This is a genomic window from Pseudomonas sp. AC112 (assembly GCF_979253545.1).
In genome coordinates this window covers 3,513,819-3,539,863 of sequence record NZ_CEEDCM010000001.1, presented here as the reverse complement: position 1 = coordinate 3,539,863, position 26,045 = coordinate 3,513,819, and the positions used below count along the sequence as shown (strand labels likewise).

At 61.2% G+C, this 26,045-nt stretch carries 26 protein-coding genes; 8 read left to right on the top strand and 18 right to left on the bottom strand.

The annotated features are described in order from the left end of the window. The first annotated feature begins 44 nt into the window (after positions 1–44). Both mprF and AC0IYN_RS16315 read left to right on the top strand, forming a co-directional pair. Positions 45–2,687, top strand: a complete 2,643-nt coding sequence (gene mprF / locus AC0IYN_RS16320) for a bifunctional lysylphosphatidylglycerol flippase/synthetase MprF (RefSeq protein ID WP_078050065.1) — start codon at positions 45–47, stop codon at positions 2,685–2,687. Beyond that, on the top strand, positions 2,687–3,973 hold the full coding sequence (locus tag AC0IYN_RS16315; RefSeq protein ID WP_471842326.1) for a virulence factor family protein: 1,287 nt from the start codon (positions 2,687–2,689) through the stop codon (positions 3,971–3,973). Before mprF ends, AC0IYN_RS16315 begins: the two co-directional genes overlap by 1 nt. 77 nt (positions 3,974–4,050) lie before the next feature. Here AC0IYN_RS16315 and recJ read toward each other — a convergent pair whose 3' ends face one another. Further along, on the bottom strand, positions 4,051–5,760 hold the full coding sequence (gene recJ / locus AC0IYN_RS16310; RefSeq protein WP_406598648.1) for a single-stranded-DNA-specific exonuclease RecJ: 1,710 nt from the start codon (positions 5,758–5,760) through the stop codon (positions 4,051–4,053). Positions 5,761–5,958: 198 nt separating this feature from the next. After that, positions 5,959–6,501, bottom strand: a complete 543-nt coding sequence (locus tag AC0IYN_RS16305) for a YaeQ family protein (RefSeq protein ID WP_003193952.1) — start codon at positions 6,499–6,501, stop codon at positions 5,959–5,961. Positions 6,502–6,649: 148 nt separating this feature from the next. Here AC0IYN_RS16305 and AC0IYN_RS16300 point away from each other — a divergent pair, with 148 nt between their 5' ends. Both AC0IYN_RS16300 and AC0IYN_RS16295 read left to right on the top strand, forming a co-directional pair. After that, complete coding sequence (locus tag AC0IYN_RS16300; RefSeq protein WP_406598649.1) at positions 6,650–7,849, top strand: CaiB/BaiF CoA transferase family protein; 1,200 nt, start codon at positions 6,650–6,652, stop codon at positions 7,847–7,849. Continuing rightward, the gene (locus AC0IYN_RS16295; protein WP_406598650.1) at positions 7,849–8,721 is read left to right on the top strand and encodes a TIGR02285 family protein; all 873 of its coding nucleotides are present in this window, start codon (positions 7,849–7,851) and stop codon (positions 8,719–8,721) included. The genes AC0IYN_RS16300 and AC0IYN_RS16295 overlap by 1 nt, the downstream gene beginning before the upstream one ends. A 170-nt stretch (positions 8,722–8,891) precedes the next feature. On the opposite strand, the gene AC0IYN_RS16290 is transcribed toward AC0IYN_RS16295, so the two are convergent. Continuing rightward, on the bottom strand, positions 8,892–9,176 hold the full coding sequence (locus AC0IYN_RS16290; RefSeq protein WP_406598651.1) for a DUF3509 domain-containing protein: 285 nt from the start codon (positions 9,174–9,176) through the stop codon (positions 8,892–8,894). A gap of 314 nt (positions 9,177–9,490) precedes the next feature. Between AC0IYN_RS16290 and AC0IYN_RS16285 the strand changes: the two genes are divergently transcribed. Continuing rightward, complete coding sequence (locus tag AC0IYN_RS16285) at positions 9,491–9,691, top strand: hypothetical protein (RefSeq protein ID WP_406598652.1); 201 nt, start codon at positions 9,491–9,493, stop codon at positions 9,689–9,691. Positions 9,692–9,777: 86 nt separating this feature from the next. Here the strand turns inward: AC0IYN_RS16285 and thrC are convergent, their stop codons facing one another. The 10 genes from thrC to ffh all read right to left on the bottom strand — a co-directional run bounded on the left by thrC (position 9,778) and on the right by ffh (position 18,692). After that, entirely contained in the window at positions 9,778–11,187 is a 1,410-nt protein-coding gene (gene thrC, locus AC0IYN_RS16280) for a threonine synthase (protein ID WP_099494250.1), read from the bottom strand. Positions 11,188–11,254: 67 nt separating this feature from the next. Continuing rightward, positions 11,255–12,559 (bottom strand): homoserine dehydrogenase, encoded by a 1,305-nt coding sequence (locus AC0IYN_RS16275; RefSeq protein WP_010207988.1) that lies wholly within the window; start codon positions 12,557–12,559, stop codon positions 11,255–11,257. A gap of 129 nt (positions 12,560–12,688) precedes the next feature. Next, the gene (locus AC0IYN_RS16270; protein ID WP_010207987.1) at positions 12,689–13,420 is read right to left on the bottom strand and encodes a thioredoxin fold domain-containing protein; all 732 of its coding nucleotides are present in this window, start codon (positions 13,418–13,420) and stop codon (positions 12,689–12,691) included. A gap of 154 nt (positions 13,421–13,574) precedes the next feature. Next, on the bottom strand, positions 13,575–14,471 hold the full coding sequence (gene xerD, locus AC0IYN_RS16265; RefSeq protein ID WP_058423323.1) for a site-specific tyrosine recombinase XerD: 897 nt from the start codon (positions 14,469–14,471) through the stop codon (positions 13,575–13,577). Between the two features lie 152 nt (positions 14,472–14,623). Continuing rightward, a complete protein-coding gene (locus tag AC0IYN_RS16260; RefSeq protein WP_016977715.1) occupies positions 14,624–15,037 on the bottom strand; it encodes an acyl-CoA thioesterase in 414 nt (137 codons plus the stop codon). A gap of 82 nt (positions 15,038–15,119) precedes the next feature. Next, positions 15,120–15,470 carry a 50S ribosomal protein L19 gene (gene rplS / locus AC0IYN_RS16255; RefSeq protein ID WP_003175895.1) on the bottom strand — a complete coding sequence of 117 codons (351 nt, stop codon included), beginning with the start codon at positions 15,468–15,470 and terminating at the stop codon, positions 15,120–15,122. Positions 15,471–15,515: 45 nt separating this feature from the next. Beyond that, on the bottom strand, positions 15,516–16,289 hold the full coding sequence (trmD, locus tag AC0IYN_RS16250; protein WP_016977714.1) for a tRNA (guanosine(37)-N1)-methyltransferase TrmD: 774 nt from the start codon (positions 16,287–16,289) through the stop codon (positions 15,516–15,518). Then, positions 16,271–16,807: a ribosome maturation factor RimM gene (rimM, locus tag AC0IYN_RS16245; protein WP_053135622.1), complete on the bottom strand. Its 537-nt coding sequence runs from the start codon at positions 16,805–16,807 to the stop codon at positions 16,271–16,273. The genes trmD and rimM overlap by 19 nt, the downstream gene beginning before the upstream one ends. A gap of 5 nt (positions 16,808–16,812) precedes the next feature. Next, the gene (gene rpsP / locus AC0IYN_RS16240) at positions 16,813–17,064 is read right to left on the bottom strand and encodes a 30S ribosomal protein S16 (protein WP_003175899.1); all 252 of its coding nucleotides are present in this window, start codon (positions 17,062–17,064) and stop codon (positions 16,813–16,815) included. A 251-nt stretch (positions 17,065–17,315) separates the two neighbouring features. Beyond that, entirely contained in the window at positions 17,316–18,692 is a 1,377-nt protein-coding gene (gene ffh / locus AC0IYN_RS16235) for a signal recognition particle protein (protein WP_003193965.1), read from the bottom strand. A 220-nt stretch (positions 18,693–18,912) separates the two neighbouring features. Between ffh and AC0IYN_RS16230 the strand changes: the two genes are divergently transcribed. The 3 genes from AC0IYN_RS16230 (at position 18,913) to AC0IYN_RS16220 (ending at position 22,658) form a co-directional block, all read left to right on the top strand. Next, positions 18,913–19,725 (top strand): cytochrome C assembly family protein, encoded by an 813-nt coding sequence (locus tag AC0IYN_RS16230; protein ID WP_078050073.1) that lies wholly within the window; start codon positions 18,913–18,915, stop codon positions 19,723–19,725. Positions 19,726–19,737: 12 nt separating this feature from the next. Next, a complete protein-coding gene (locus AC0IYN_RS16225; RefSeq protein WP_406598655.1) occupies positions 19,738–20,976 on the top strand; it encodes a transporter associated domain-containing protein in 1,239 nt (412 codons plus the stop codon). Between the two features lie 371 nt (positions 20,977–21,347). After that, the gene (locus AC0IYN_RS16220) at positions 21,348–22,658 is read left to right on the top strand and encodes an MFS transporter (protein WP_471842325.1); all 1,311 of its coding nucleotides are present in this window, start codon (positions 21,348–21,350) and stop codon (positions 22,656–22,658) included. Between the two features lie 94 nt (positions 22,659–22,752). Here the strand turns inward: AC0IYN_RS16220 and purT are convergent, their stop codons facing one another. The 5 genes from purT to AC0IYN_RS16195 all read right to left on the bottom strand — a co-directional run bounded on the left by purT (position 22,753) and on the right by AC0IYN_RS16195 (position 26,008). Beyond that, positions 22,753–23,934: a formate-dependent phosphoribosylglycinamide formyltransferase gene (purT, locus tag AC0IYN_RS16215; RefSeq protein WP_122489091.1), complete on the bottom strand. Its 1,182-nt coding sequence runs from the start codon at positions 23,932–23,934 to the stop codon at positions 22,753–22,755. A gap of 69 nt (positions 23,935–24,003) precedes the next feature. Beyond that, positions 24,004–24,471 (bottom strand): VUT family protein, encoded by a 468-nt coding sequence (locus AC0IYN_RS16210; RefSeq protein ID WP_010207975.1) that lies wholly within the window; start codon positions 24,469–24,471, stop codon positions 24,004–24,006. Positions 24,472–24,632: 161 nt separating this feature from the next. Then, positions 24,633–24,848 carry a DUF1289 domain-containing protein gene (locus AC0IYN_RS16205; RefSeq protein ID WP_406598657.1) on the bottom strand — a complete coding sequence of 72 codons (216 nt, stop codon included), beginning with the start codon at positions 24,846–24,848 and terminating at the stop codon, positions 24,633–24,635. Then, entirely contained in the window at positions 24,845–25,369 is a 525-nt protein-coding gene (locus AC0IYN_RS16200; protein WP_010207972.1) for a gamma carbonic anhydrase family protein, read from the bottom strand. The genes AC0IYN_RS16205 and AC0IYN_RS16200 overlap by 4 nt, the downstream gene beginning before the upstream one ends. 36 nt (positions 25,370–25,405) lie before the next feature. Further along, the gene (locus tag AC0IYN_RS16195; RefSeq protein WP_071489281.1) at positions 25,406–26,008 is read right to left on the bottom strand and encodes a CoA pyrophosphatase; all 603 of its coding nucleotides are present in this window, start codon (positions 26,006–26,008) and stop codon (positions 25,406–25,408) included. Positions 26,009–26,045: the final 37 nt, after the last annotated feature.

Here is a 26,045-nt window from a genome sequence, read left to right as displayed (position 1 = left end):
GCTGGATACCTCCATCCTGTCGCGCACAATCCACGAGGTGATTGATGCGCGCCAACTCGTCTGAACCACAAGACACTGTCACAGCAGAACAACCGATCACACCCACTCGTTTACGTTGGCTGGATCTGGTGAGCAAGTATCGGCAACCCATCGGGCTGGCCGTCACGTTGCTGCTGTTTGCCATCGCTCTGATCGCCTGCCGCCACTTGCTGCTGGAACTGGACCTCTACGCCCTCCACGATTCGATCCTGGAAGTGCCCAAGCCCGCGCTGCTCGGCGCCTTTGCCGCCGCCGTCGCCGGTTTTGTCATTCTATTGGGCTATGAATTTTCCGGCGCACGCTACGCGGGGGTCAATCTGCCCGCCAAGACCCTGGCCCTCGGTGGCTTTACGGCGTTCGCCATCGGCAATGCGATTGGCTTGTCGATGCTCTCGGGCGGTTCGGTTCGCTACCGTCTATACGCACGCCATGGCATCGGGGCTTCGGAAGTCGCCCACATGACCGTGTTTGCCAGCCTGGCCCTCGGCACTGCCCTGCCACCACTGGCGGCACTGGCCACATTGAGTAACTTGCCGGCGGCGTCCACCTACCTGCATCTGTCGCAAGGCCTGCTGGGCGGCATTGCCGGCGCCGTGCTGCTGTTGTCGGCGGTGCTGTGCATCGGCATTTATCGCCGACGCCTGCCGGAACAACCCTACCCGGATAACCTGCTGGTAAAAGCCGGTCGTCGCACTCTGCGCCTGCCGGGTCGCCGTCTGACCTTCCTGCAACTGATCATTACCGCGCTGGACGTGGCCGCTGCCGCCACTGTCCTCTATATGCTGCTGCCGGAAGCGCCGCCGTTCGGCCCCTTCCTGCTCGTGTACCTGCTGGCCTTGGCTGCCGGCGTGCTCAGCCACGTACCCGGTGGCGTCGGCGTGTTCGAAGCGATTCTGCTGGCGGCCTTCGCCGATAAACTCGGTGCCGCGCCGTTGGCCGCTGCCCTGTTGCTGTACCGCATGATCTATGTGGTACTGCCGCTGCTGATCGCCTGTGTGTTCCTGCTGGTCAACGAGGCCCAGCGCCTGTTCCAGACCCAGCAAAGCCTGCGGGTCGCCTCGGGGCTGGCAGCGCCAGTACTGGCCGTCCTGGTTTTTTTGTCTGGCGTGGTCCTGCTGTTTTCTGGCGCCACGCCCGAAATCGACTCACGCCTGGAAAACATCGGCTTCCTGATTCCCCACCGCCTGATTGACGCCTCGCACTTTGGCGCGAGCCTGATCGGCGTGCTTTGCCTGTTGCTGGCCCAGGGCCTGCGCCGACGCCTGTCGGCCGCCTGGATGCTGACCATGGTGCTGCTGCTGGTGGGCGCCCTGCTCTCGCTGCTCAAAGGCTTCGACTGGGAAGAAGCCAGCCTGATGACCATGACCGCCATCCTGCTGGCGATCTTCCGACGCTCGTTCTACCGCGCCAGCCGCCTCACCGAACTGCCCTTCTCGCCGCTGTACCTGGTGGCCAGTGTCTGCGTGCTCGGGGCTTCGATCTGGCTGCTGCTGTTCGCTTATCAAGACGTGCCCTACAGCCACCAACTGTGGTGGCAGTTCACCTTGGATGCCAACGCTCCGCGCGGCCTGCGCTCGCTGCTGGGCGCCGCCGTGCTGCTGGTGATCGTGTCCCTGACCTGGCTGCTGCGCACCGCGCGCCCGGTGATCCACCTGCCGACCCCGGACGAACTGGAGCGCGCCAGCAAGATCCTGATGGCCTCGTCCCAGCCCGACGGTGGCCTGGCGCTCACCGGCGATAAAGCGCTGCTGTTCCACCCCAACGATGAAGCCTTCCTGATGTACGCCCGTCGCGGGCGTAGCCTGGTGGCCTTGTATGACCCGATTGGCCCGACCCAACCACGGGCGGAGATGATCTGGCAGTTCCGCGACCTGTGCGACATCCACCATGCGCGCCCGGTGTTCTACCAGGTCCGCGCGGAGAACCTGCCGTATTACATGGACATCGGCCTCACCGCGATCAAGCTGGGCGAAGAAGCCCGCGTCGACCTCAAACGCTTTGACCTGGAAGCCAAGGGCAAAGAGATGAAGGACCTGCGCTACACCTGGAACCGCGGCTCGCGGGACGGCCTGTCCCTGGAGATCTTTGAACCGGGCACGGCGCCGATGGACGAACTCAAGGTGATCTCCGATGCCTGGCTGACCGGCAAAAACGTACGGGAAAAAGGCTTTTCCCTGGGACGTTTCAGCGACGACTACCTCAAGCACTTTCGTATTGCGATCATTCGCTTCGAAGGGCGCCCGGTGGCCTTCGCCAACCTGCTCGAGACCTACAACCACGACCTGGCCAGTCTCGACCTGATGCGCGCCCACCCGGACGCGCCCAAGCTGACCATGGAATTCATGATGGTCGGCCTGATTCAACACTATAAGAGTCACGGCTACGCCCGCTTCAGCCTCGGCATGGTGCCGTTGTCGGGCCTGCAACCACGACGCGGCGCCCCGCTGACCCAACGCCTGGGCTCGATGGTGTTCCGGCGTGGAGAGCAACTGTATAACTTCCAAGGTTTGCGCCGCTTCAAAGACAAGTTCCAGCCTGACTGGGAACCCCGTTACATGGCCGTGCCCGCAGGACTTGATCCGCTGGTGGCACTGGCCGATACCGCCGCCCTGATCGCGGGCGGCTTGACTGGATTGGTGAAACGCTGATGATTCGACGCTCCTGGCGGTATGTGTTGGCCTTTGTAGTGCTGCTCGCCCTGATCCTGGGTGGCGGCTATTGGTACTGGAACCGCCCTGCCCCGCAGCCGACCCTGGAGCAACTGCCCCAGGCCGACGGCTCGGTCATGACCCGTGTAACGCCCTACGGCACGCCTAAAGCCCGTGTCGCCGTGGCCGTGCTGGCCGATGCAACCCTGACCGACAGCCAACTGATTGCCTTGAGCCAGGGCGGCAAGGCGCAGCTTGTCCAAGTGATCCTGCCCAAGGACGACTGCCAGCTGCAGGAACAGGCGCTGCAAAGCGCCCTGGGCCAGCTCAAGGGCCCGGCCACCCTGGTCAGCGGCATCGGCCCTGGCGCAAGCCTGGCCTGGCGCTGGCTGGCGGCACAGACCGACGACAAGGCCAACGCCATCTCCGTCGGTTTCGCCATGACCCAGGAAGGTTGCAAGGACCCGCTGCCGAAAACGGCCGCCCACGGCAACTGGCTGGTGGCCTGGAACGACAACCCTGACGACGATGCCGCCAGTTTCGTACGCGACACACCGCGTGCCACCACCAGCATCAGCGACTACGACATTCACTACCCGCAAGTGCTGAACAACGAGTTGCGCAAGCAACTGGTGGGTTCGGACAATGGCGGCCTGGCGATTCCGGTGGTTGAAGTACCGGCGGGCCAAGCCAAGGACACCGTCACCCTGTTCCTCTCCGGTGACGGCGGTTGGCGTGACCTGGACCGCGACGTGGCGGGTGAAATGGCCAAGATCGGCTACCCGGTGGTCGGTATCGACACCCTGCGCTACTACTGGCAGCACAAGACCCCGGAACAAAGCGCCAAGGACCTCACCGAACTGATGCAGCACTACCGTCAGAAGTGGGGCACCAAGCGCTTCGTGCTGACCGGTTACTCGTTCGGCGCCGATGTATTGCCGGCCATTTACAACCGCCTGCCGGAAAACGAGCAGCAGCGTGTGGATGCAATCATCCTGCTGGCCTTCGCCCGTACGGGCAGCTTCGAGATTGAAGTGGAAGGTTGGCTGGGCAACGCCGGCAAAGAAGCCGCCACCGGCCCGGAAATGGCCAAGCTGCCCCCTGAGAAAGTGGTGTGCATCTACGGCGCGGAAGAAGTCGACGAGAGCGGCTGCACCGACAAGACAGCCGTGGGTGAGGCGTTGAAGCTACCAGGCGGGCATCACTTCGACGAGAACTACCCGGCGCTGGCCAAACGGTTGGTGGATATCATCGTGAAGCACCAGGCCAGGGATAAAGCCGAGTAACTCCAGCTATTACATGGCTTAGAATGTGGGAGGGGGCTTACCCCCTCCCACATTTATATGTGCAGTGTTGTTTAGATTCAGCGCGGTTCGATATGCGCAATCATCAACTGCACAGTCTCATTCCCACGAAACTCGTTCACATCCAGCTTGTACGCCAACTCCACCCAACGCACGGTTGGGTTCGGCCAGACCTCACGGTCCACTCCAAAGGCAATGCCATCGAGTTTCACTGACCCGCATTCAGTCTTGAGCACCACCTTCAGGTGCCGCTCACCCACCACGCGCTGCTCTACTAACTGGAATACACCGTGAAAGACCGGCTCGGGAAAGTGCTGACCCCACGGCCCGGCGTGCCGCAATGCGCGGGCCAGCTCCAGATGAAACTCTTCCACCGCCAGGGTGCCGTCGGACAGCAGGCGCCCGGTGAGGTCTTCTTCGCGCAGTTGCCGGCGCACTTCAGCGTCAAACGCTTCGGCAAACAGTGGGAAGTTTTCCTCGCGCAGTGTCAGGCCAGCCGCCATGGCGTGGCCGCCGTATTTGGCGATCAGGTTGGGATGCTGGCTCGCGACCACCGCCAGGGCGTCACGGATATGAAAACCCTGCACAGAGCGCCCTGAGCCCTTCAACAGGCCATCACCGGCATCGGCAAAGGCGATGGTCGGTCGGAAATACCGCTCCTTCATGCGCGACGCCAGAATGCCGATCACACCTTGGTGCCATTCCGGGTCGAACAGGCACAAGCCATAGGGCATCGACTCCACCGGCAGGTCCTTGAGCTGGGCCAGGGCCTCGCGCTGCATGCCTTGCTCGATGGATTTACGGTCCTGGTTCATGCCATCCAGTTGCGCAGCCATTTCACGGGCAGCGGCAACGTCGGTGGTCAGCAGGCATTCGATCCCCAGGCTCATGTCATCCAGGCGCCCGGCGGCATTCAGGCGCGGGCCGAGGATAAAGCCCAGGTCAGTGGAAGTGATGCGTGCCGCGTCGCGCTTGGCCACTTCCAGGATCGCCTTGATCCCTGGCCGCGCACGACCGGCGCGGATACGCTCCAAGCCCTGGTGCACGAGGATGCGATTGTTGGCGTCCAGGGGCACCACGTCGGCGACGCTGCCCAGGGCAACCAGGTCGAGCAACTCGCCGATGTTGGGTTGTGGCTTGCTTTCGTACCAGCCCAAGCTGCGCAGGCGCGCGCGCAGGGCCATCAGCACGTAGAAGATCACGCCGACACCCGCCAGGGCCTTGCTCGGGAACTCACAGCCGGGCTGGTTCGGGTTGACGATGGCGTCCGCTGCCGGCAACTCATCGCCGGGCAAGTGGTGGTCGGTCACCAGCACTTGCAGCCCCGCCGCTTTCGCCGCCGCCACGCCTTCGACGCTGGAGATGCCGTTGTCCACGGTAATCAGCAGTTGAGGCTCGCGCTGCAGCGCAACGGCGACGATCTCCGGAGTCAGGCCATAGCCGTATTCGAAGCGGTTGGGCACCAGGTAGTCGACATGCGCCGCACCGAGCAGGCGCAAGCCCAAGGTGCCCACGGTGCTGGCAGTGGCGCCGTCGGCGTCGAAGTCGCCGACGATGAGGATGCGCTGGCGCTGCTCCAACGCGGTCACCAGCAAGTCCACCGCCGCGTCGATGCCCTTGAGCTGCTGATAGGGAATCAACCGCGCCAGGCTTTTATCCAGCTCGGCCTCGGACTGCACCCCGCGCGCGGCGTAGAGACGGGTCAACAGCGGTGGCAATTCACCGAGAAACGGCAGGACAGCGGGCAACGGGCGAGGATCGATACGCATGGGGTGACGGGAGCTTCTCTTCTATTCGACAGTTAGTTAGCAATGCTAAGGGCAACGCAGATCAAATGTGGGAGCTGGCTTGTTGTGGCGAGGGAGCTTGCTCCCGTGGGCTGCGTAGCAGCCTCTCGCTTTTTGGGGGGCGCTTCGCACCCCAGCGCAAGCAAGCTTGCTCACCACAACAAGCCGGCCCCTACAGGTTTAGCCGCGTTCGCCGACCAGCCATTGCAGTTGGACTTCATGCTGGCCGCGATCATCGGTGACGAAGATCGTGCCTTCGCTGATCATCACGTCCCACTTGATAACACGAGGCATGTCCTTGGCCAGGGTCTCGAGGACTTCCTGGGGCACGGCGGCGATGTGCACGTTTTTCAGGTTATTCGCCACCGGCACTACCTTGCCTTCCCACACGCGCAGGCTGCCATAGGCCAGCAGGCTGGTGCGTTCGGTGCGGCGCGAGCACCAGGTGAGGCGGTCGGCGTCGGGCTGGCCGACTTCGATCCAGTGCAAAACCCGATCATCCAGGCTTTTTTCCCACAGGGCTGGCTCGTCTACATCTGACAGGCCACGGCCGAACGCCAACTGCTCGTTGTACCAGAGGGCGTACGCCAACAGACGCACGGTCATGCGCTCTTCGGTTTCCGAAGGGTGGCGGGCGATGGTCTGTTTGACGCTCTCGTACACCGAGCGATCGAGGTCGGTGAGGTTGAGTTCGAATTTGTAGGTCGTGGACGGCTGGGCCATGAACGGACTTCTAGAGACAGGGAAAGGCGGCCAGTCTAACCGATGGCGAGGTCATTCAACGAATCCTGCGCTGCATCATCCTTATCCCTGGGCCGCTCGCCTATGTTAAAAGGCATCACACTACCGCTGCGCGCAGACAAGGATCCCCATGTCGTTTAATGCCAAACCGCTTGCCGGCCTGAAAGTCATCGAACTCGGCACCCTGATCGCCGGCCCATTCGCCTCCCGCATCTGCGCGGAATTCGGCGCCGAGGTGATCAAGGTCGAATCACCCGACGGCGGCGACCCGCTGCGCAAATGGCGCAAGCTGTACGAGGGCACGTCGCTGTGGTGGTTTGTGCAGGCGCGCAACAAGCAGTCGCTGACATTGAACCTCAAGCACCCGGACGGCCTGGCCATCCTCAAACAACTGCTGGCGGACGCCGACATCCTGATTGAGAACTTCCGCCCTGGCGTGCTGGAAAAGCTCGGCCTGAGCTGGGAAACCCTGCACGCCCTCAACCCCAAGCTGGTGATGGTGCGCCTCTCCGGCTTTGGCCAGACCGGGCCAATGAAAGACCAGCCAGGGTTCGGTGCGGTGGGTGAGTCCATGGGCGGCCTGCGCTACATCACCGGTTTCGAAGACCGCCCGCCGGTGCGTACCGGCATTTCCATCGGCGATTCAATTGCCGCGTTGTGGGCGGTGATCGGCGCGCTGATGGCGCTGCGTCATCGAGAGGTTAACGGCGGCCTGGGCCAGGTGGTGGATGTGGCGCTGTACGAAGCCATCTTCGCCATGATGGAAAGCATGATTCCGGAGTTCGATGTGTTTGGCTTCATTCGCGAACGCACCGGCAACATCATGCCCGGTATTACGCCGTCCTCGATCCACACCAGCGCCGACGGCAAGCATGTACAGATTGGCGCCAACGGCGATGCGATCTTCAAGCGCTTCATGTGCGCCATTGGCCGTGAAGACCTGGCCAATGACCCTGTACTTGCCAGCAATGACGGCCGCGATAGCCGCCGTGATGAGCTGTATGGGGTGATTGATCGCTGGGTGAACTCGCTGCCGCTGGACCAGGTGGTCGACCTGCTGAATAAGGCCGAGGTGCCTGCCAGCCGGATCTACAGTGCCGAGGACATGCTCGGCGACCCGCAATTCCTCGCCAGGGAAATGTTCCTCGAGGCCAAGCTGCCCGGTGGCAAGGACTTCAAGATGCCCGGCATCGTGCCCAAGCTGTCGGACACGCCGGGCAGCTGCGAATGGGTGGGGCCGCAGTTGGGCGAACATAACAGCGTGGTGCTCGGCGGGCTGGGCTACGACGCGGCCGCCATTGTGCGTTTGCGCGAGGAAGGCGCGATCTGATGGCGCGTCGGCTCGTTCAGCTAGGCCTCGGCGCCCTGCTCGCCTGCGGCTGGCCCCTGGCCGCCAGCGCCGCAGACACGCTGATCTGGCTGTTGCGTGACCTGCCGCCCCTGACTATTTTCGAAGGCCCACGCAAAGGCCAGGGGGCGTTGGACGAATTATTGCCGAGGCTGATCGAACGCCTGCCGGAATATCGGCACCAGGTGCTTCACGTCAATCGCGCACGGGGCACACAAATGCTGCGTGAATCCTCGTTCACTTGCGACCCCTCGCTGCTGTGGACGCCGGAACGGGCCACGTACGTAGTGTTTTCTCGCCAGGCGTTTGCCGTTCCCAGTAATGGCGTCACGATCCGGCGCAGCCAGCAGGAAGCCATGGCGCCCTTTATCGTGGATAGCCAATTCGACCTGCAGGCGTTTCTCGACACCCCTGGAGCACGCGTAGGCGCCACCGCAGAACGCAGCTACGGCCCGGTTATCGATGAGCAACTTAAACACGCCGACGCGCACAAGCTGGCGCTCCATTACGGCAATGATGCGCTGGGCAGCTTGTTACAAATGCAGCGCCTGGGACGGCTGGAAGCGGTGCTGGGTTACTCGCCGGAAATTCGCTACCACTCGCTGCAACAAGGAATCGCTGCCGACGACCTGCATTTTTACCCGATCAAAGGCACAGCGTCCTACCAACGTACGCATATCGCCTGCTCGGATACGCCCCAGGGGCGCCGTGCCATCGAACGAATCGACCAAGTGCTGCGTGACATCCCTCTGGAAGACGTGCAGCAGTCCTATGCCAAGTGGCTGGACCCGGTCATGCGCGAACAGTACCTGCGCGACAACCCGCAGTTTTTCCAGGACTCACCAGCGCCGTGACAAATTGCAGGCAAAAAGAAACCCCGAGGCGTGGGGAGACACTTCGGGGTTAAACGTGGCCAACAAAGACCAGTACAGCAAGCCACAAACACCGGAGCACAATGTTTGCTCTTGCTGTTACGAAATCTGACCGGCCACGCTGTAGGAAGTTTCCACACTTAAACAATTCTTCATGCGGCAGCGGGGCTGCGCGTCTGGGCCGCGTTACGCAAGGCCGCAATGACCGAGGGTTCCAAGCGCCCTTCGGCAATCTTGATATCGCGCAGCAGGCAATCCACCACATCTACCAGTACGCGCTTGTCCATCAATTGCGCGCGATCGACTTCACGTTCGACCACGATAGCACCGGCAGGATTCTTCACCGTCACCAGGCACTCGTCCTGCACACCGGAGGTGGTCAGCGTAACCTGATAAGGGCTCAGTGCTTCTTCGAGCAATAGGCTGATACTTTCCATCTCGATCACCACTCAATAGTTCGGGAACAATCGTTTCAACGGGAGCTGCATCTATCCTAAGTGACTGGTTGTTACGTAGGAAAGTTCGCTTTTTCGTCTTTATGGGGCCGTCAGGGAGTGACGTGGACCAGCATGCGCTTGCAACATGACAACGAAAAAACGGCCGCACATAAGTGCTTACGCAATGGGTCGCTGTTTTCAGGGTTTCCGGGCGCTGAGGCCCAGGGTGAATCCTATACTCGGTGGGCGCTGATCACTTCGCCTTGCAGGCAGGAGCGCAAGTCAAAAGGCCCTTATTGCGAAGGAAAAAAACGATGCTGGAACACGATAAAGAGCGAGCTGCGTTAGAGAAGATTCACGCCGACATATCTCGCATCTACGCGGAGCAACGCAAACTCACTGCCGAGACACACAAGATAACTCGTGAGAATTTCTGGTATCCCTTGGGGGTCGTCATGGCCATGTTTACGGCGTTCAGCACCGTGCTAGCCATCGCGCAGAAACTACTCGCGTAGCCGCTTACACCAAGCGGGCCTGCCAGAACAAAAAACGCCGCTGACCCAAGGAAGGGAAAGCGGCGTTTTTGTCTACGCGGTGTGCCTTACAGCGGCTTACCCCGGTTGCCATGCTGGCTCACAAACGCCTGCACAGCCTTCAGGTCATTGGCCAACACGGTGCAACGCTCTTCACGCTCGAACAGGTCTGCCAAGTGCACCGGCAGCTCCAGCGCCTTGCCAACACCAGCCTTCTCTACCGCTTCCGGGAATTTAACCGGGTGGGCGGTGCCGAGGATCACCATCGGAATGTCCAGGCTGCGGCGGCATTCGCGGGCGGCCTTCACACCGATAGCGGTGTGCGGGTCGAGCAGCTCGCCGGTCTGGGCATAGACTTCAGCAATGGTTTCGCAGGTCTGTGCATCGTCCACGGCCAGGGAGTCGAACAGCTTGCGGGTTTCGGTCCAGCGCTCTTCATCAACGCTGAAACCGCCACCGCTCTTGAAGGTATCCATCAAGCCGGCAATGGCCGCGCCGTTGCGACCGTGCATGTCGAACAGCAGGCGTTCGAAGTTCGACGAGACCATGATGTCCATTGACGGCGACAGGGTCGCGTGCAGGGTTTCCTTGACGTACTGGTTGCCGCTCATGAAGCGGTGCAGGATGTCGTTGCGGTTGGTGGCGACGATCAACTGGTTGATCGGCAGGCCCATGTTGCGCGCCAGGTAACCGGCGAAAATGTCGCCGAAGTTGCCGGTCGGCACCGAGAACGACACCGAGCGCGCCGGGCCGCCCAGCTGCAGCGAGGCATGGAAGTAGTAGACGATCTGGGCCATGATCCGCGCCCAGTTGATCGAGTTCACTGCCACCAGGCGTGTACCCTTCAGGAAGCTCTGGTCGGCGAAGCTGTTCTTGACCATTTCCTGGCAGTCATCGAAGTTGCCCTCGATGGCAATGTTGTGGATGTTCTCGCCGAAAATGGTGGTCATCTGCCGGCGTTGCACTTCCGACACGCGCTTGTGCGGGTGCAGGATGAAGATGTCGACATTTTCGCAGTGCTTGCAGCCTTCGATGGCGGCCGAACCGGTATCACCGGAGGTGGCGCCGATGATCACCACGCGCTCTCCGCGTTTCTCCAGCACATAATCCAGCAGGCGACCCAGCAGTTGCAGGGCGAAATCCTTGAACGCCAGGGTCGGGCCGTGGAACAGCTCCAGGACCCATTCGTTGCCGTTCAACTGGCGCAGAGGTGCAATGGCGTTGTGGGAAAATACGCCGTAGGTCTCTTCCAGGATCTTTTTGAAGTCCGCATCCGGAATGCTGCCGGTGACGAACGGGCGCATCACCCGGAACGCCAGCTCGTGGTACGGCAGGCCGGCCCACGAAGCGATTTCTTCCTGGGTGAACCGTGGCAGGTTTTCCGGCACGTACAGGCCGCCGTCGGTGGCAAGGCCTGCCAGCAGGACGTCTTCGAAATTCAGGGCCGGTGCCTGGCCGCGGGTGCTGATATAACGCATGACTGGCTCCTCTAGAGCATTCTTGGACAAGGGCCGCCGAACCTGCGGGGCCCTTGCCGCAAAACCATTAGTTCAGGTGTTCGACGCGAATCCGCACCACCGGGCCGACCACGCCTTGCAGGGCTTCCAGGGCGGCGATGGCATCGTTGATGTGCTGTTCGAGCACGCGATGAGTCAGCAGGATCATCGGCACCTGGCCGTTTTGCTCCTCGACTTCCTTCTGCATGATCGACTCGATATTGATGCCGCGCTCCGACAGGATGCTGGCGACCTGGGCCAATACGCCGGGATGATCCTGGGCCTGGATGCGCAGGTAGTAGGCGCTTTCGCAGGCTTCAATCGGCAGGATCGGATGGGCCGACAACGAATCCGGCTGGAAGGCCAGGTGCGGCACACGGTTTTCCGGGTCGCTGGTCATGGCGCGGACCACGTCCACCAGGTCGGCGATCACCGACGAAGCGGTCGGTTCCATGCCGGCGCCGGCGCCGTAGAACAGGGTCGAACCCGCCGCATCACCGTTGACCATCACGGCGTTCATCACGCCATTGACGTTGGCGATCAGGCGGTCGGCCGGGATCAGCGTCGGGTGCACACGCAGCTCGATGCCCGCAGGTGTGCTACGCGCCACGCCCAGGTGCTTGATGCGGTAGCCCAGGGCTTCGGCGTAGTTCACGTCGGCGGTGGTCAGCTTGGTGATGCCTTCGGTGTAGGCCTTGTCGAACTGCAGCGGGATACCAAAGGCGATGGACGCCAGGATGGTCAGCTTGTGAGCGGCGTCGATACCTTCCACGTCGAAAGTCGGGTCGGCTTCGGCGTAACCCAGGGCCTGGGCTTCGGCCAGCACGTCTTCGAAGGTGCGGCCCTTTTCGCGCATTTCGGTAAGGATGAAGTTACCGGTGCCGTTGATGATGCCGGCCACCCAGTTGATGCGGTTGGCGGACAGGCCTTCACGGATCGCCTTGATCACCGGGATGCCACCGGCCACGGCGGCTTCGAACGCGACGATCACGCCCTTCTCACGCGCCTTGGCGAAGATCTCGTTGCCGTGCACGGCGATCAGCGCCTTGTTGGCGGTCACCACGTGCTTGCCGTTCTCGATGGCCTTGAGCACCAGCTCACGGGCCACGGTGTAGCCGCCGACCAGCTCGATGACGATATCGATTTCAGGGTTGGTGGCAACGGCGAAGACATCGTTGGTAATCGCAATACCGGTCGTTTCGAACTGAGGCTTTGGCGAACGCGTGGCAATTTGCGCCACTTCAATCCCGCGACCTGCACGGCGGGAAATTTCCTCAGCGTTACGCTGAAGTACGTTAAAGGTGCCGCCACCGACGGTCCCTAACCCACAGATGCCTACTTTGACCGGTTTCACTGAAGAACTCCCCATGAAACGGCCGACGCTAGGTCGGCCGTGGAAAACAGCCGCACGACTGCGGCTTGCAATTAACGACCCGCCGACGTGTCAGCGAGCCTTGATCGTCGACGTTTCGACGATACTGATTTATTTGGCACTGAGCGCCAGTTTGGCAACTTGTGGTGCCGGCTGGTAGCCCGGAATCACTTGGCCGTCAGCCAAAACGATGGCCGGTGTACCGTTCACGCCGATGGACTGGCCCAGGGCGAACTGCTTGGAAACCGGGTTGGCGCATTTGGCCGCCTTGATTTCCTTGCCGTCGACCATCTTGTCCATGGCTGCCTTCTTGTCGGCCGAGCACCACACCGCTTGCAGCTGCTCGTCACCCGGCGAACCCAGGCCCTGGCGCGGGAACGCAACGTAGCGCACTTCCACACCCAGCTTGTTCAGCGCCGGCACTTCGGCGTGCAGCTTGTGGCAATACGGGCAGGTGGTGTCGGTGAACACGGTGATGTGGGTCTTGGTCTCGCCGATGGCCGGGTAAACCACGGTTTCTGCTACCGGAATGCCATTGATCAGCTTGGACACGCCCAGGCGCTCGGCTTTCTCGGTGAGGTTGACCGGCTTGCCGTCCTTCAACTGGAACAGGTAACCCTGGACGATGTACTGGCCGTCGGCACTGGCGTACAGCACGCGGCTGCCCTTGAGCTTGACTTCATACAGGCCGGCCATCGGGCTGGCGCTGATGCTTTCGATCGGGGTATCGAGTTGCAGGTTGGCCAGGCTCTTGCGGATGGTCTGCTCGGCAGCGTCATCGGCAAACGCAAAGGTGGAAACCAACGCAATGGCTGCGGCGGCAATAATCTGGGTCAAGCGCATGGGAACTCCTGAAGGCAGATGCAGGGACGGGAGCAGTAGCACCGATGTGGAAACTCGGGCATGGGCCGTCCCCTTTGCTAACCGGCAAAGCCTACCACAGTTGGGCCGCAGGGCAGCCCGTGACGGGATAAATTGGCCTTTTACAGGATGTTTTTCAGCCTCGCGGGTGATGCTTGGCGTGCATATCCTGCAAGCGTGCACGCGCCACGTGGGTGTAGATCTGGGTAGTGGATAAGTCGCTGTGCCCAAGCAGCATTTGCACCACACGCAAATCCGCCCCGTGGTTGAGCAAATGCGTGGCGAACGCATGGCGCAACGTGTGGGGCGACAAGGCCTTGCCGATTCCAGCGACCTTGGCCTGATGCTTGATGCGGTGCCAGAAGGTCTGCCGGGTCATCTGCTCGCCACGCAGGCTCGGGAACAGCACATCGCTGGGGCGCCCGCCGAGCAGCTCGCTGCGGGCGTCTCGCATATAGCGCTCGACCCACACAATCGCCTCCTCGCCCATCGGTACCAGCCGCTCCTTGCTGCCCTTGCCCATCACCCGCAGCACGCCCTGACGCAGGTTGACTTGCTCCAGGGTGAGGCTAATCAATTCGGTCACCCGCAGGCCGCAGGCATACAACACCTCCAGCATGGCACGGTCGCGCTGGCCGATGGCCTCACTTAAATCCGGCGCGGCGAGCAAGGCCTCCACATCGGCTTCCGACAGGGATTTGGGCAATGGCCTGCCGAGTTGTGGCATGTCGACTTGCAGGGTGGGATCGAGGGCGATCAGCTTTTCCCGCAGCAGATAGCGATAAAACCCACGCACACCGGAGAGGAATCGCGCGGTGGAGCGTGGCTTGTAGTTCTGTTCCAGGCGCCAGGCCAGGTGATCGAGGATCAGCTCGCGGCCGGCGTTGATCAATTCGAGGTTTTTTTCCTGCAGCCAGCCGTTGAACAGCGCCAGGTCGCTGCGGTAGGCCTGGCGCGTGTTGTCTGACAGGCCTTTTTCCAGCCACAGTGCGTCGAGGAAGCGGTCAATCAAGGGGTGGTCAATGGCAGGCATGGAGGCTCAGGCGGATTTCTGTAATGTCTGTTAGATCCTATCGCAGTTCAAGCCAGCTCCCACAGGGGTTTTGTGTCGGGCGCTGAGATGTGCCCGACACCGATCAAATGTGGGAGCTGGCTTGCCTGCGAAGGCCGCAACTCGGTCCCAGCTCAGTCGGCAAAGCCAGGTAACACCGGCACTGGGCGTTTGTCCGCATCAATGGCCACAAAGCTGAACACGCCCTGGATTGCTTTTTCGCGGCCATCGGCGCTCATGCTCTCGACGAACACTTCCACCTCGACCTTGAGACTGGTGTTACCAACCTTGATCACACGGCCGATCAACTCGACGATGGAGCCCGCCGGGATCGCGTGGTTGAAGTCGATACGGTCGGTAGACACCGTCACCAGCGGCAAGCGGCAAAAGCGCGTGGCGGTAATGAACGACACTTCATCCATCCACGCCAAGGCGGTGCCACCGAACAGGGTGTTGTGGTGGTTGGTAGTCGGCGGGAACACGGCCTTGGTCACGTGGGTCACGGACAGGTCAGTGCGGCGCTGGATTTCTTCAAGGCGGGTGGTAATGGACAAATACCGGCAAATGGACAAATTTCAGGCACAAAAAAGCAGCCCGTAGGCTGCTTTTTTCTGCATCGGGAAGCTGGACTTAAGCCAGTTTTTCCTTGATGCGAGCTGCTTTACCGGACAGGTCACGCAGGTAGTACAGCTTGGCTTTACGTACGTCACCGCGACGCTTGACGGCCATGCTGTCGATTTGCGGGCTGTAGGTCTGGAAAGTACGCTCTACGCCAACACCGTTGGAGATTTTACGAACAGTGAAAGCACTGTTCACACCACGGTTACGCTTGGCGATTACCACGCCTTCGAACGCTTGCAGACGCGAACGGTCGCCTTCCTTCACTTTCACCTGAACGACAATGGTGTCGCCCGGGGCAAAGGTAGGGATCTCTTTGGTCATCTGCTCTGCTTCGAGTGCAAGGATGATTTTGTTAGTCATGCTGTGCTCCTAAGGTAAGTCAATGGACCTACCATCGATACGTTGTTAACTATCGTCCCGCGCGAGGATGTATTCCTCGAGCAGCTTCTTCTCTTCTCCAGAAAGCGAGCGGCTTTCCAGAAGATCGGCGCGTCGTTCATAGGTCCGACCAAGGGACTGCTGTAAACGCCAACGCCGGATGTGTGCGTGATTGCCACTTAGCAATACGTCGGGAACACGCTGATCCGCATACACCTCCGGTCGGGTGTAGTGCGGGCAATCCAGCAAACCATCCGTGAAGGAATCTTCCTCCGCGGAGTCCGCATGCCCTAAAGCTCCAGGCAGCAGTCGTGTAACCGCATCTATCAGGACCATCGCCGGCAGCTCGCCGCCAGACAGGACATAGTCCCCAATCGACCACTCTTCATCGACATGAGCTTCAATAAAACGCTCGTCAATGCCTTCATAGCGACCGGCAATCAGGATCAGTGCTTCCTCATTCGCCAGTTCGCGGACCCCAGCCTGTTTCAGCTGACGGCCTTGAGGGGACAGGTAAATTACCTTCGCCTTCTCCCCGGCGGCGGCCTTGGCCTGAACCAACGCGTCTTCCAGGGGCTTGATCTTCATCACCATGCCCGGACCACCGCCAAATGGGCGATCGTCTACAGTGTGATGTCGATCCGTCGTGTAGTCTCGCGGGTTCCAACAGGTGAGCTGCAACAGCCCCTGTTTCACCGCCCGACTGGTGATGCCGTACTCGCTGATGGCGGAAAACATCTCGGGAAACAAACTGATCACTTCAATGCGCAAATTAGCCACGCTTAGAAGTCCGCGTCCCATTCCACCTTCATCTCGCCCGCTGCCAGGTCGACGGCCAACACGCATTGCTCGGTATAGGGCAACAGGCGTTCGCGATCATCCAGGCTGCCAGCGCAAGGCTTGACCACCATTACATCATTGGCGCCGGTTTCCAGAAGATGATCGATTTTCCCGAACAGTTGCCCGAGTTGATCAATAACCTTCAGACCTTCCAGCTGGTACCAGTAGTACTCGCCGTCGGTCAATTCAGGGAACAGGTTGCGCGGCACGCAGATCTCATAACCGGCCAGAAGACGAGCTTCTTCACGGTCATCAAGACCCTTGAGCTTTGCGACCAGGAACTTATCGCTCCCGCGTCCACTGACCAGCTCGACCTGTTTAACACTACCTTCGCGCTTGAGCGTCCAGGTCTTGTACTGCAACAGGTTTTCAGTCGGATCAGTAAAGGAATACACCTTCACTTCGCCGCGAACGCCATGAACAGAGTAAATCTTGCCGATAACGATCAAATCATCAGCAACAGCTGGCGTCGCGTTCATATTGCTCAGGCTGCGGCCTTAGCCGAGTCCTTCAACAGTTTTGCTACGCGCTCGGATGGCTGTGCACCCACGCTCAGCCAGTAGGCTACGCGCTCTTGGTTCACGGACAGACGAACTTCTTGACCACGAGCAACAGGGTTGAAGAAACCAACCTGTTCCTTGTGCGAACCGTCGCGCGGGTTGCGGCTGTCGGTTACGGTCAAGTGGTAAAACGGGCGCTTTTTGGAGCCGCCAAGGGCAAGACGGATTGTTAGCATGTGAACATCGTTCCTGTAGTCGGTGCTGCAAATCTAAATGCACAGCGGGCATAGGTGCCCGAAAGGCCGCATATTCTAAGGAATATCCGGACTTTTGCAAATGTCTTTTTCTGGCGCCTATCAGCGTGCCATTCAGATCTGCTATAGAGCCGTCGGTTAAAACGGCGAGTCAGCGCCCGCCAATGGCGGGTTTGCTGGAGATCCCACATCCCTGTGGGTCGGAGCAGGAGCTGGGCTCCCGCTCGAATACTTTACATTTTCGGCATGCCGCCGCCGGGCAACATGCCGCCCATGCCGCGCATCATCTTGGCCATTCCGCCCTTGGCGGAGAATTTCTTCATCATCTTCTGCATCTGCTTGTGCTGCTTGATCAAGCGACCGATGTCCTGCACCTGGGTGCCGGAACCCATGGCGATCCGACGCTTGCGCGAACCGCTGATCAGCTCAGGGTCGCGGCGCTCGGCCGGGGTCATGGAGTTGATGATGGCTTCCATCTGCTTGAACTGCTTCTCTGCCGCGCCCTGGGCATTGCCCATTTGCGCCAGGTTCACACCGCCGATGTTCGGCAGCTTGTCCATCAGGCCGCCGAGGCCGCCCATGTTCTTCATTTGTTGCAGCTGGTCGCGGAAGTCTTCGAGATCGAAGCCCTTGCCCTTCTTCAGCTTCTTGGCCAGCTTGTCGGCCTTGTCCTTGTCGAGCGTGGCTTCGGCCTGTTCGATCAGGCTGAGCACGTCACCCATGCCGAGGATGCGCGAGGCGATACGCTCAGGGTGGAACGGCTCGAGCGCTTCGCTCTTCTCGCCCATACCGATGAACTTGATCGGCTTGCCGGTGATGGCACGCACCGACAGCGCGGCACCGCCACGGGCGTCACCGTCGACCTTGGTCAGGATCACGCCGGTCAGCGGCAGTGCGTCACCAAAGGCCTTGGCAGTATTGGCCGCATCCTGGCCGGTCATGGCGTCGACCACGAACAGCGTCTCGACCGGGTTGATCGCGGCATGCAGCGCCTTGATCTCGCCCATCATCTCTTCGTCGATGTGCAGGCGACCGGCGGTATCGACGATGACCACGTCGATGAACTTTAGCTTGGCTTCTTTAATAGCGGCGTTGGCGATGTCGACCGGCTTCTGGCTCAGGTCGGACGGGAAGAAGGTCACGCCCACTTCGCCCGCGAGCATTTCCAGCTGCTTGATGGCCGCCGGACGGTACACGTCGGCCGACACCACCATCACCGACTTCTTCTTGCGCTCTTTAAGGAAGCGCGCCAGCTTGCCGGCAGTGGTGGTCTTACCCGCACCCTGCAGACCGGCCATCAGCACGACGGCCGGTGGCACGGCGCTGAGGTTCAGGTCTTCGTTGGCCGCGCCCATCAGGCTTTCGAGCTCGGCCTGGACGATCTTCACAAAGGCCTGGCCCGGCGTGAGGCTGCGAGACACTTCGGTGCCTACCGCGCGCTCTTTGACCGAGTTGACGAAGTCCTTCACCACCGGCAAGGCCACGTCGGCTTCCAGCAACGCCATGCGCACTTCACGCAAGGTGTCTTTAATATTGTCCTCGGTCAGCTTGGCCTTGCCGGTTACGTGGCGCAGCGTCTGCGAGAGACGGTCAGTCAGATTTTCAAACATGCGCGATCCTTTCAGGCCCTATTCATAGACCGAGGTAATGGCGGCCCAGGCTGTGGTAAATCGCTATTAAAAACAGCGCTCGGCGAGCCTGCGGCGTGGGCAGGTCGCGGATTATAGCGAAGACTGCCGCCATGCACACCCGCTGTCTGGCTTGAGAGTCTTTCGTGTTACGCGGGGGTATGCCAAACTCAGCGCCTTTCGGGCCTGCTTAACAGGATTTATGCTCCCTTTGTCACCCAGTTTGCTACCCAGCCTCGCCGCCGCCATCTTGTATGCCGCTGCGACTCTCTACCAGGGCACTCGTCTGGCCCAAGGCGCCAAGGCGGACAAACGCCTGCTGGTAGGCCTTGGCGTCCTCGCCCTGCTGGCCCATGCTGCCAGCCTGTTTACCCATTTGATGACGCCCGTCGGCCTGGGCCTGGATTTTTTCAGCGCCGCCAGCCTGATTGCTGCCGCCGTTATCGCACTGACCCTGATGGCCTGCTACCGGATTCCCGTCGAGAACCTGCTGGTACTGTTGTTCCCGCTGGGCGTGCTGACGGTGCTACTGGCGCAATTCGCCCCCACCGGCACGGTGCAGGTGATTGATGAAGAGCCCGGCATCCTCGCGCACATCCTGCTGTCGATCCTGGCCTACGGCATGTTCACCATCGCGGTGTTCCAGGCCCTGCTCCTGCTGCTGCAGGACCACCAGCTAAAGCACAAGCATCCGTCCGGGCTGATCAAGAACTTCCCGCCGCTGCAAACCATGGAGAGCCTGCTGTTCGGCTTCCTGTGGGCCGGCTGGACGCTGCTCTCGCTGTCGCTGATCTCCGGCTGGCTGTTCGTCGAAAACCTGTTCGCCCAGCACCTGGTGCACAAGACCCTGCTGGCGTGCCTGGCCTGGGTGGTGTTCAGCGTCTTGTTGTGGGGCCGCAACCGCCTCGGCTGGCGCGGGCACAAGGCGATCCGCTGGACCCTGGCCGGTTTCTGCCTGCTGATGCTGGCCTATTTCGGCAGCAAGCTGGTCCGCGAATACATCCTGCATATCTGACGGGCAGCGATCATGGACAACCTGCCACTGGAGCCGATGCTCGCGGTAATCGCCCTGCTGGTCCTATGGGCCGCACTGTTCACCGCCATCGAAGCCGCGCAACAACACCTGCTGGCCCTGCGCCCCGGCACACGCCAGGGCGACAAGGCGGCCGCCCGCCTGAGCTTCCCGCGTAACAGCCTGATCCTGTGCAACAGCCTGTGTCGCGCCGCCGTGGTGATCCTCTGCACGCTGCTGGCCATCTATGCCTGGGCGCAGAACGGGCCCTGGCTGGGTTGGATGATCTCCTGCGCGATCCTGTTGGTTCTGGCCGATTACCTGCCCCGCGCCCTCGCCGTCCGCCATCCGCAGGCCGTGCTGGGCTTTGGCAATACGCTGTTGGGCGTGCCGCTGAAAATCCTCTACCCGCTGGCCTGGCTGCTCAATGGCATCAGCCTGTTGCTGTTGCGCCCCTTTGTGCGCAAGGCCGGCGCAGTGAAAAAGAGCGACGAGCCGCTGCCCGGCCACGACGACGAGCCGGAACCCGAGACAGACGAAGGCCGCACCCCAGGCATGCCTGGCATCCACGCGCTGGACAACATCACCGTCAATGACATCCTGGTGCCACGCAGCGAAGTGGACGGCATCAACCTGGATGACTCGGTCGAGGACATCATCGAGCAACTGCGCACCTCCCAGCGTACGCGCCTGCCGGTGTTCCACAGTGATATCAACCAAGTGCAGGCCGTGCTCAACACCCGGCAGATCCAGCACCTGCTGCCCGACGCCAGCCTGACCAAGGAAGCGTTGCTCGCCGCCTGCCACGAACCTTACTTCGTCCCGGAAAGCACGCCCCTGCAACTGCAACTGCTGAACTTCCACAAGCAACAGCGGCGCCTGGGCATGGTGGTGGACGAGTATGGCGAAGTGCTCGGCATTGTGACGCTGGAAGATATTCTCGAAGAAATCGTCGGTGAGTTCGAAAGCGAACAGAGTGCCGACAACCCGCATATCGAGGCCCAGCCCGATGGCCGCTACATCATTGATGGCGCCGCCTCGATCCGCGAACTGAACAAGAGCTTGAGCTGGCACTTGCCCAGCGATGGCCCCAAGACCCTCAACGGCCTGGTCACCGAAGCCCTGGAGACCATCCCGGACTGCGCGGTGTGCCTGAAAATCGGCCGCTACCGCCTGGAAATCCTTGAGACCGAGGACAACCGGGTGAGCAAGGTACTGATCTGGCACACCAGCCGAATGCCCGTCGCCGCCTGAATCAACTCGGTTCATGTGGGAGCTGGCTTGCCTGCGATAAAATCGCCTCGGTTTCACTGAATGACCGAGGTGCCTGCATCGCAGCGGTGCGACGACTCGACAAGCCAGCTCCCACACAGACCCAGTTCCAAACCTTAGATCCTCACCAGCCCCCTTGTTGTATGTTCAAACCCCTTCCTATAATCCCAGCGGCTTACCAAAGCCCCGCCCGACCGCGTGCTACCCGCACTCAGCGCGTCCAGGCACCGCTTTACCGTGTCTGACCGGTGTTCGCTCCCATCCCGAGCCGCCCCGCGCACACCCCTGATCCATGGGTGCTCGACCAATAATAATCCGCGTCCAAACGCGCAATGACCGTCAGGGATACCGCCATGAGCACCACCTACAACGAGGCCGCGACCGCCGCCCCGACCAACTCGACTGCACGCGTCGCCACGGCGAGCATTGTCGGCACCGCCATCGAGTTCTACGACTTCTATATCTACGCCACGGCCGCTGCGCTGGTGATCGGCCCGGTGTTCTTCCCGCAGACCTCCGGCACCGCGCAGATGCTGGCGTCGTTCCTGACCTTCGGTATCGCGTTCATCGCCCGCCCAATGGGCTCGGCGCTGTTCGGCCACTTCGGTGATCGCATCGGGCGCAAATCGACGCTGGTGGCCTCGCTGTTGCTGATGGGCGTGTGCACCACGCTGATTGGCTTGCTGCCCGGCTATGACAGCATCGGGGCCTGGGCACCGATCCTGTTGTGTGTGCTGCGTTTCGGCCAGGGCCTGGGCCTTGGCGGCGAATGGGGCGGCGCGGCACTGCTGGCGACCGAGAATGCGCCCAAGGGCAAACGCGCCTGGTTCGGCATGTTCCCGCAACTCGGCCCGTCGATCGGCTTCCTGGCCGCCAACGGCTTGTTCCTGATCCTGGCCATGAGCCTGAACGACGAGCAGTTCCGCAGTTGGGGCTGGCGCATCCCGTTCATCCTCAGCGCTGCGCTGGTGATGGTTGGCCTGTACGCGCGACTGAAGCTGCACGAAACGCCAGTGTTCGCCAACGCCGTCGCCAAAGAAGCGCCGGTCAAGGTGCCACTGGTGGAATTGTTCAGCCAGCATTGGCTGCCGGTACTGCTCGGCGCTGCGTCGATGGTGGTGTGTTACGCGCTGTTTTATATCACCACCGCGTTTTCCCTGAGTTATGGCGTTTCAACCCTGGGCTACAGCCGCGAGACCTTCCTCGGCCTGCTGTGCTTTGCAGTACTGTTCATGGGGCTGGCGACGCCATTGGCGGCGCTGGCCAGTGATCGCTACGGGCGCAAGCCGGTGCTGATCGTCGGCGCGATCCTGGCGATCCTGTCGGGCTTCACCATGGAGCCGCTGTTGACTCACGGTTCGACTTGGGCCGTAGCGCTGTTCCTGGCCTTGGAGCTGTTCCTGATGGGCGTGACCTTCGCGCCGATGGGCGCCATGCTGCCGGAACTGTTCCCGACCCGCGTGCGTTATACCGGTGCTTCGGCAGCGTATAACCTGGGCGGGATTGTCGGCGCATCGGCCGCACCGTTCTTCGCGACCAAGCTGGTGGCGATGGGCGGCCTGAGTTATGTCGGCGGGTATGTGTCGGCGGCAGCATTGCTCAGCTTGATTGCTGTGCTGTGCCTGAAAGAGACGCGGGATAATGATTTGAACAAGGTCGCCTGATAGACCGCTATCGCCGGCAAGCCGGCTCCTACATTTGAGGGTATTCACCATTCAAATTGTAGGAGCTGGCTTGCCGGCGATAGACGCGACGCGATTACAGCTCTACAACAACAGCCTTCGAAGCACGGGTAGCCTTCGCCCGAGCCGCTTCAATCGACTCATCCCGCGCCAACGCCACACCCATCCGACGCTGACCGTTCACCTCTGGCTTGCCAAACAGACGCAACGCCGTGTCCGGCTCGCTCAGCGCAGCACCGAGGTTGGCGAACGCAGTCTGGGTCGACTGGCCTTCTACCAGGATCACCGCCGAGGCCGAAGGCCCGAACTGACGGATCAACGGGATCGGCAGGCCCAGGATGGCGCGAGCGTGCAAGGCGAACTGCGACAGGTCCTGGGAAATCAAGGTCACCAGGCCAGTGTCATGCGGGCGCGGCGACACTTCGCTGAACCACACCTGATCACCCTTGATGAACAGCTCTACGCCAAACAGGCCACGGCCCCCCAAGGCCTCGGTCACCGCTTTGGCAACGCGCTCGGACTCGGCCAGGGCAATCGGGCTCATGGCCTGCGGCTGCCAGGATTCCTGGTAGTCGCCCTTCTCCTGACGGTGACCGACTGGCGCGCAGAAGGTGGTACCGCCGACGTGACGCACGGTCAGCAGAGTGATTTCGTAGTCGAAGTCGATAAAGCCTTCGATGATCACGCGGCCTTTACCGGCACGACCACCTTCCTGGGCGTAGTCCCAGGCTTTCTGCACGTCATCAGCGCTGCGCAGCAGGCTCTGGCCCTTGCCCGACGAACTCATCACCGGCTTGACCACGCAGGGGAAGCCCAGGTCCTGCACGGCCTTGCTGTAGTCTTCGAAGGTATCGGCAAAGTGGTACGGCGAGGTCGGCAGGTCCAGCTCTTCGGCGGCCAGGCGACGGATGCCTTCACGGTTCATGGTCAACGAGGTGGCGCGCGCGGTCGGGATCACGGTGAAGCCTTCGGCTTCCAGTTCTACCAGGGTCGCGGTGGCGATGGCTTCGATTTCCGGCACGATGAAGTGCGGCTTCTCGGCCTCGATCACCGCACGCAACGCAGCGCCGTCGAGCATGTTGATCACGTGGCTACGGTGCGCCACCTGCATGGCTGGCGCGTTGGCGTAACGATCCACGGCAATCACTTCGACGCCCAGGCGTTGCAGTTCGATTACCACTTCCTTGCCCAGTTCACCGCAGCCACACAGCAAAACGCGGGTCGCGGTTGGCGACAATGGAGTTCCGATTCGGGTCATCTCAGGTCCTCAGGGGAGCGGATCATTGGGAGAAAGGCCGGCATTTTACATGAACTGCAGCAATTGGCCTCAGTTGACGACGGCGCGCTTGCGGATGCGCCACGCCATGATCAACCACACCACCGTGACCCCGGCGAACTTAGACACCAACGCAGTGCCCGCCACAGCCGGGGTGAGCGCGCCGATCAGGCCGAAGAAGATAAAGGTGTCGAGGGGAATGCTCAGGGCCGAACTTATCCACAGGCGGTCATGCAGCGGGCGTTTAGTGATGCTGAACACCAGCCAGTCAATGCACTCGGACACCGCAAACGCCGTGGCGCTGGCCAGGGCGATGGCTGGGTCGGACGTGACATACGACAACACCAGTGCAGCCAGCATGGCGATGATTGCACCGTGGCCGAAGCGGGTTTGCACCATGTCGCGCAGGATGAATACCAGGCCACCCCAGGCGGACCAGATAACGTCCAGGTGCGGGGCAGTGGAGAAGGCGAAATTGATCAGCACGACGCTGCTGATGTAGGCGATCAGGAAGAGCATGGGGGATGGACCTGTGAACAAGGGGCACAGGGTACTTCACATTTGGAAATATGTCGTCTGGGAGGGCCCTATCGCGGGCAAGCCCGGCTCCCACAATTGTCCGAATTGTCTTGGCTGGCGTCGAACAATGTGGGAGCTGGCTTGCCTGCGATAGCGGTGGTTCAGCCGCCAGATTTTCCGGAAACCATAAACACCATCCCACTCGCCACCGCCCGCTCATGACACAACCCCAACACCACCCGGCGCTCGGCGTTATCCATGCGGCTCCAACGCGTGATCTCATCCACCGTGCGCTGGCAGCCCGTACAAATATCATCGTCATCCAATGCGCAAATGCTCACGCACGGCGAGGCGACGGGGCGCTCAGTCGGGTTCATTCTTCCTGCTCAACCAAGTCACGCGCATAACGCTGCGAGTTATGCACATAGTGCGCGGCGCTGGCTTCAAGCATGCGTTTCTGTGCGTCGGTCAACTCGCGCACCACCTTGCCCGGCGAGCCCATCACCAGCGAACCATCCGGAATTTCCTTGCCTTCGCCAATCAGCGAGTTGGCGCCAATGATGCAGTGCTTGCCGATCTTGGCGCCGTTGAGGATCACCGCGTTGATACCGATCAGGCTGTAATCATCCACCGTGCAGCCATGCAGCATGGCGTTGTGGCCAATGGTCACGCCGGTGCCCAGGGTCAGCGGGTAACCCATGTCGGTGTGCATCACGCTGCCGTCTTGCACGTTGCTGTTCTTGCCGATCAAGATCAGTTCATTGTCGCCGCGCAACACCGCGTTGAACCAGACGTTGGCGCCCTCCTCCAGCTTGACCTTGCCCACCAGCGTGGCATTCGGTGCCACCCAGCTCTGCGGATGAGTCTCGACGCGCGCGTCGCCCAGGCGGTATTTCATGGTTTTTCCTCACGGCGTTGCCATTCAAGTGATGGCTTAGGTATTGATGAAGCTCTTGGGTGGCTGGTGCAGGCTGATCTTGGCGTCGTCATAGAGCAGATTGATCAACTCGACGATCATGATTGCCGTAAGCCCCCAGATCTTGTATTCGCCGAACCGATAGCTGGGCACATACCAACTGCGGCCCTGGTAATCGATCCGGTGGGTATGTTCCCGTGGGTCCTGTCGGAAGAAGTCCAAGGGCACGCTGAAAACAGCGGCGATTTCGGCATCGTTGGCCAGGTATTCGACGTAATCGGGGATGACGCCGACATACGGCGTAACCCGAATGCCATGCAGGGAGATCAACGGGCTCAGCGGGCCGATCACTTCGACCAGTCCGGGCGGCAGGCCGATTTCTTCTTCGGCTTCGCGCAGCGCGGTAAAGATCAGGTCCGGGTCTTCGGGGTCGCGGCGCCCGCCAGGGAAGGCCACTTCGCCACCATGGGTCGAGAGGCCGCTCGCGCGCAGGGTCAGGATCAACTCAGGTTCGTCACTGCGGGTAATCGGCACCAGCACCGCGGCCTCGGGGAAACGCCCGTCGGTTTCCAGCGTGTGGGGGGTGTGATTGCTTACCCGGCGAAGTAGCTCGTCCAGCATGAGTCATCTCGGTCTGTTGGCTACCTTGCATCATGCA

What these genes read in the sequence shown, in the direction of transcription:
- AC0IYN_RS16300 (WP_406598649.1), top strand. Translation starts at nt 6,650, where the DNA reads ATGTCGTTTAATGCCAAACCGCTTGCCGGCCTGAAAGTCATCGAACTC.
- rpsP (WP_003175899.1), bottom strand. Translation starts at nt 17,064, where the DNA reads ATGCTAACAATCCGTCTTGCCCTTGGCGGCTCCAAAAAGCGCCCGTTT.
- AC0IYN_RS16285 (WP_406598652.1), top strand. Translation starts at nt 9,491, where the DNA reads ATGCTGGAACACGATAAAGAGCGAGCTGCGTTAGAGAAGATTCACGCC.
- trmD (WP_016977714.1), bottom strand. Translation starts at nt 16,289, where the DNA reads ATGGGACGCGGACTTCTAAGCGTGGCTAATTTGCGCATTGAAGTGATC.
- AC0IYN_RS16195 (WP_071489281.1), bottom strand. Translation starts at nt 26,008, where the DNA reads ATGCTGGACGAGCTACTTCGCCGGGTAAGCAATCACACCCCCCACACG.
- AC0IYN_RS16305 (WP_003193952.1), bottom strand. Translation starts at nt 6,501, where the DNA reads ATGGCCCAGCCGTCCACGACCTACAAATTCGAACTCAACCTCACCGAC.
- xerD (WP_058423323.1), bottom strand. Translation starts at nt 14,471, where the DNA reads ATGCCTGCCATTGACCACCCCTTGATTGACCGCTTCCTCGACGCACTG.
- AC0IYN_RS16200 (WP_010207972.1), bottom strand. Translation starts at nt 25,369, where the DNA reads ATGAAATACCGCCTGGGCGACGCGCGCGTCGAGACTCATCCGCAGAGC.
- AC0IYN_RS16205 (WP_406598657.1), bottom strand. Translation starts at nt 24,848, where the DNA reads ATGAACCCGACTGAGCGCCCCGTCGCCTCGCCGTGCGTGAGCATTTGC.
- recJ (WP_406598648.1), bottom strand. Translation starts at nt 5,760, where the DNA reads ATGCGTATCGATCCTCGCCCGTTGCCCGCTGTCCTGCCGTTTCTCGGT.
- AC0IYN_RS16230 (WP_078050073.1), top strand. Translation starts at nt 18,913, where the DNA reads ATGCTCCCTTTGTCACCCAGTTTGCTACCCAGCCTCGCCGCCGCCATC.
- rplS (WP_003175895.1), bottom strand. Translation starts at nt 15,470, where the DNA reads ATGACTAACAAAATCATCCTTGCACTCGAAGCAGAGCAGATGACCAAA.
- mprF (WP_078050065.1), top strand. Translation starts at nt 45, where the DNA reads ATGCGCGCCAACTCGTCTGAACCACAAGACACTGTCACAGCAGAACAA.
- AC0IYN_RS16295 (WP_406598650.1), top strand. Translation starts at nt 7,849, where the DNA reads ATGGCGCGTCGGCTCGTTCAGCTAGGCCTCGGCGCCCTGCTCGCCTGC.
- AC0IYN_RS16220 (WP_471842325.1), top strand. Translation starts at nt 21,348, where the DNA reads ATGAGCACCACCTACAACGAGGCCGCGACCGCCGCCCCGACCAACTCG.
- AC0IYN_RS16225 (WP_406598655.1), top strand. Translation starts at nt 19,738, where the DNA reads ATGGACAACCTGCCACTGGAGCCGATGCTCGCGGTAATCGCCCTGCTG.
- ffh (WP_003193965.1), bottom strand. Translation starts at nt 18,692, where the DNA reads ATGTTTGAAAATCTGACTGACCGTCTCTCGCAGACGCTGCGCCACGTA.
- rimM (WP_053135622.1), bottom strand. Translation starts at nt 16,807, where the DNA reads ATGAACGCGACGCCAGCTGTTGCTGATGATTTGATCGTTATCGGCAAG.
- AC0IYN_RS16290 (WP_406598651.1), bottom strand. Translation starts at nt 9,176, where the DNA reads ATGGAAAGTATCAGCCTATTGCTCGAAGAAGCACTGAGCCCTTATCAG.
- AC0IYN_RS16315 (WP_471842326.1), top strand. Translation starts at nt 2,687, where the DNA reads ATGATTCGACGCTCCTGGCGGTATGTGTTGGCCTTTGTAGTGCTGCTC.
- purT (WP_122489091.1), bottom strand. Translation starts at nt 23,934, where the DNA reads ATGACCCGAATCGGAACTCCATTGTCGCCAACCGCGACCCGCGTTTTG.
- thrC (WP_099494250.1), bottom strand. Translation starts at nt 11,187, where the DNA reads ATGCGTTATATCAGCACCCGCGGCCAGGCACCGGCCCTGAATTTCGAA.
- AC0IYN_RS16210 (WP_010207975.1), bottom strand. Translation starts at nt 24,471, where the DNA reads ATGCTCTTCCTGATCGCCTACATCAGCAGCGTCGTGCTGATCAATTTC.
- AC0IYN_RS16270 (WP_010207987.1), bottom strand. Translation starts at nt 13,420, where the DNA reads ATGCGCTTGACCCAGATTATTGCCGCCGCAGCCATTGCGTTGGTTTCC.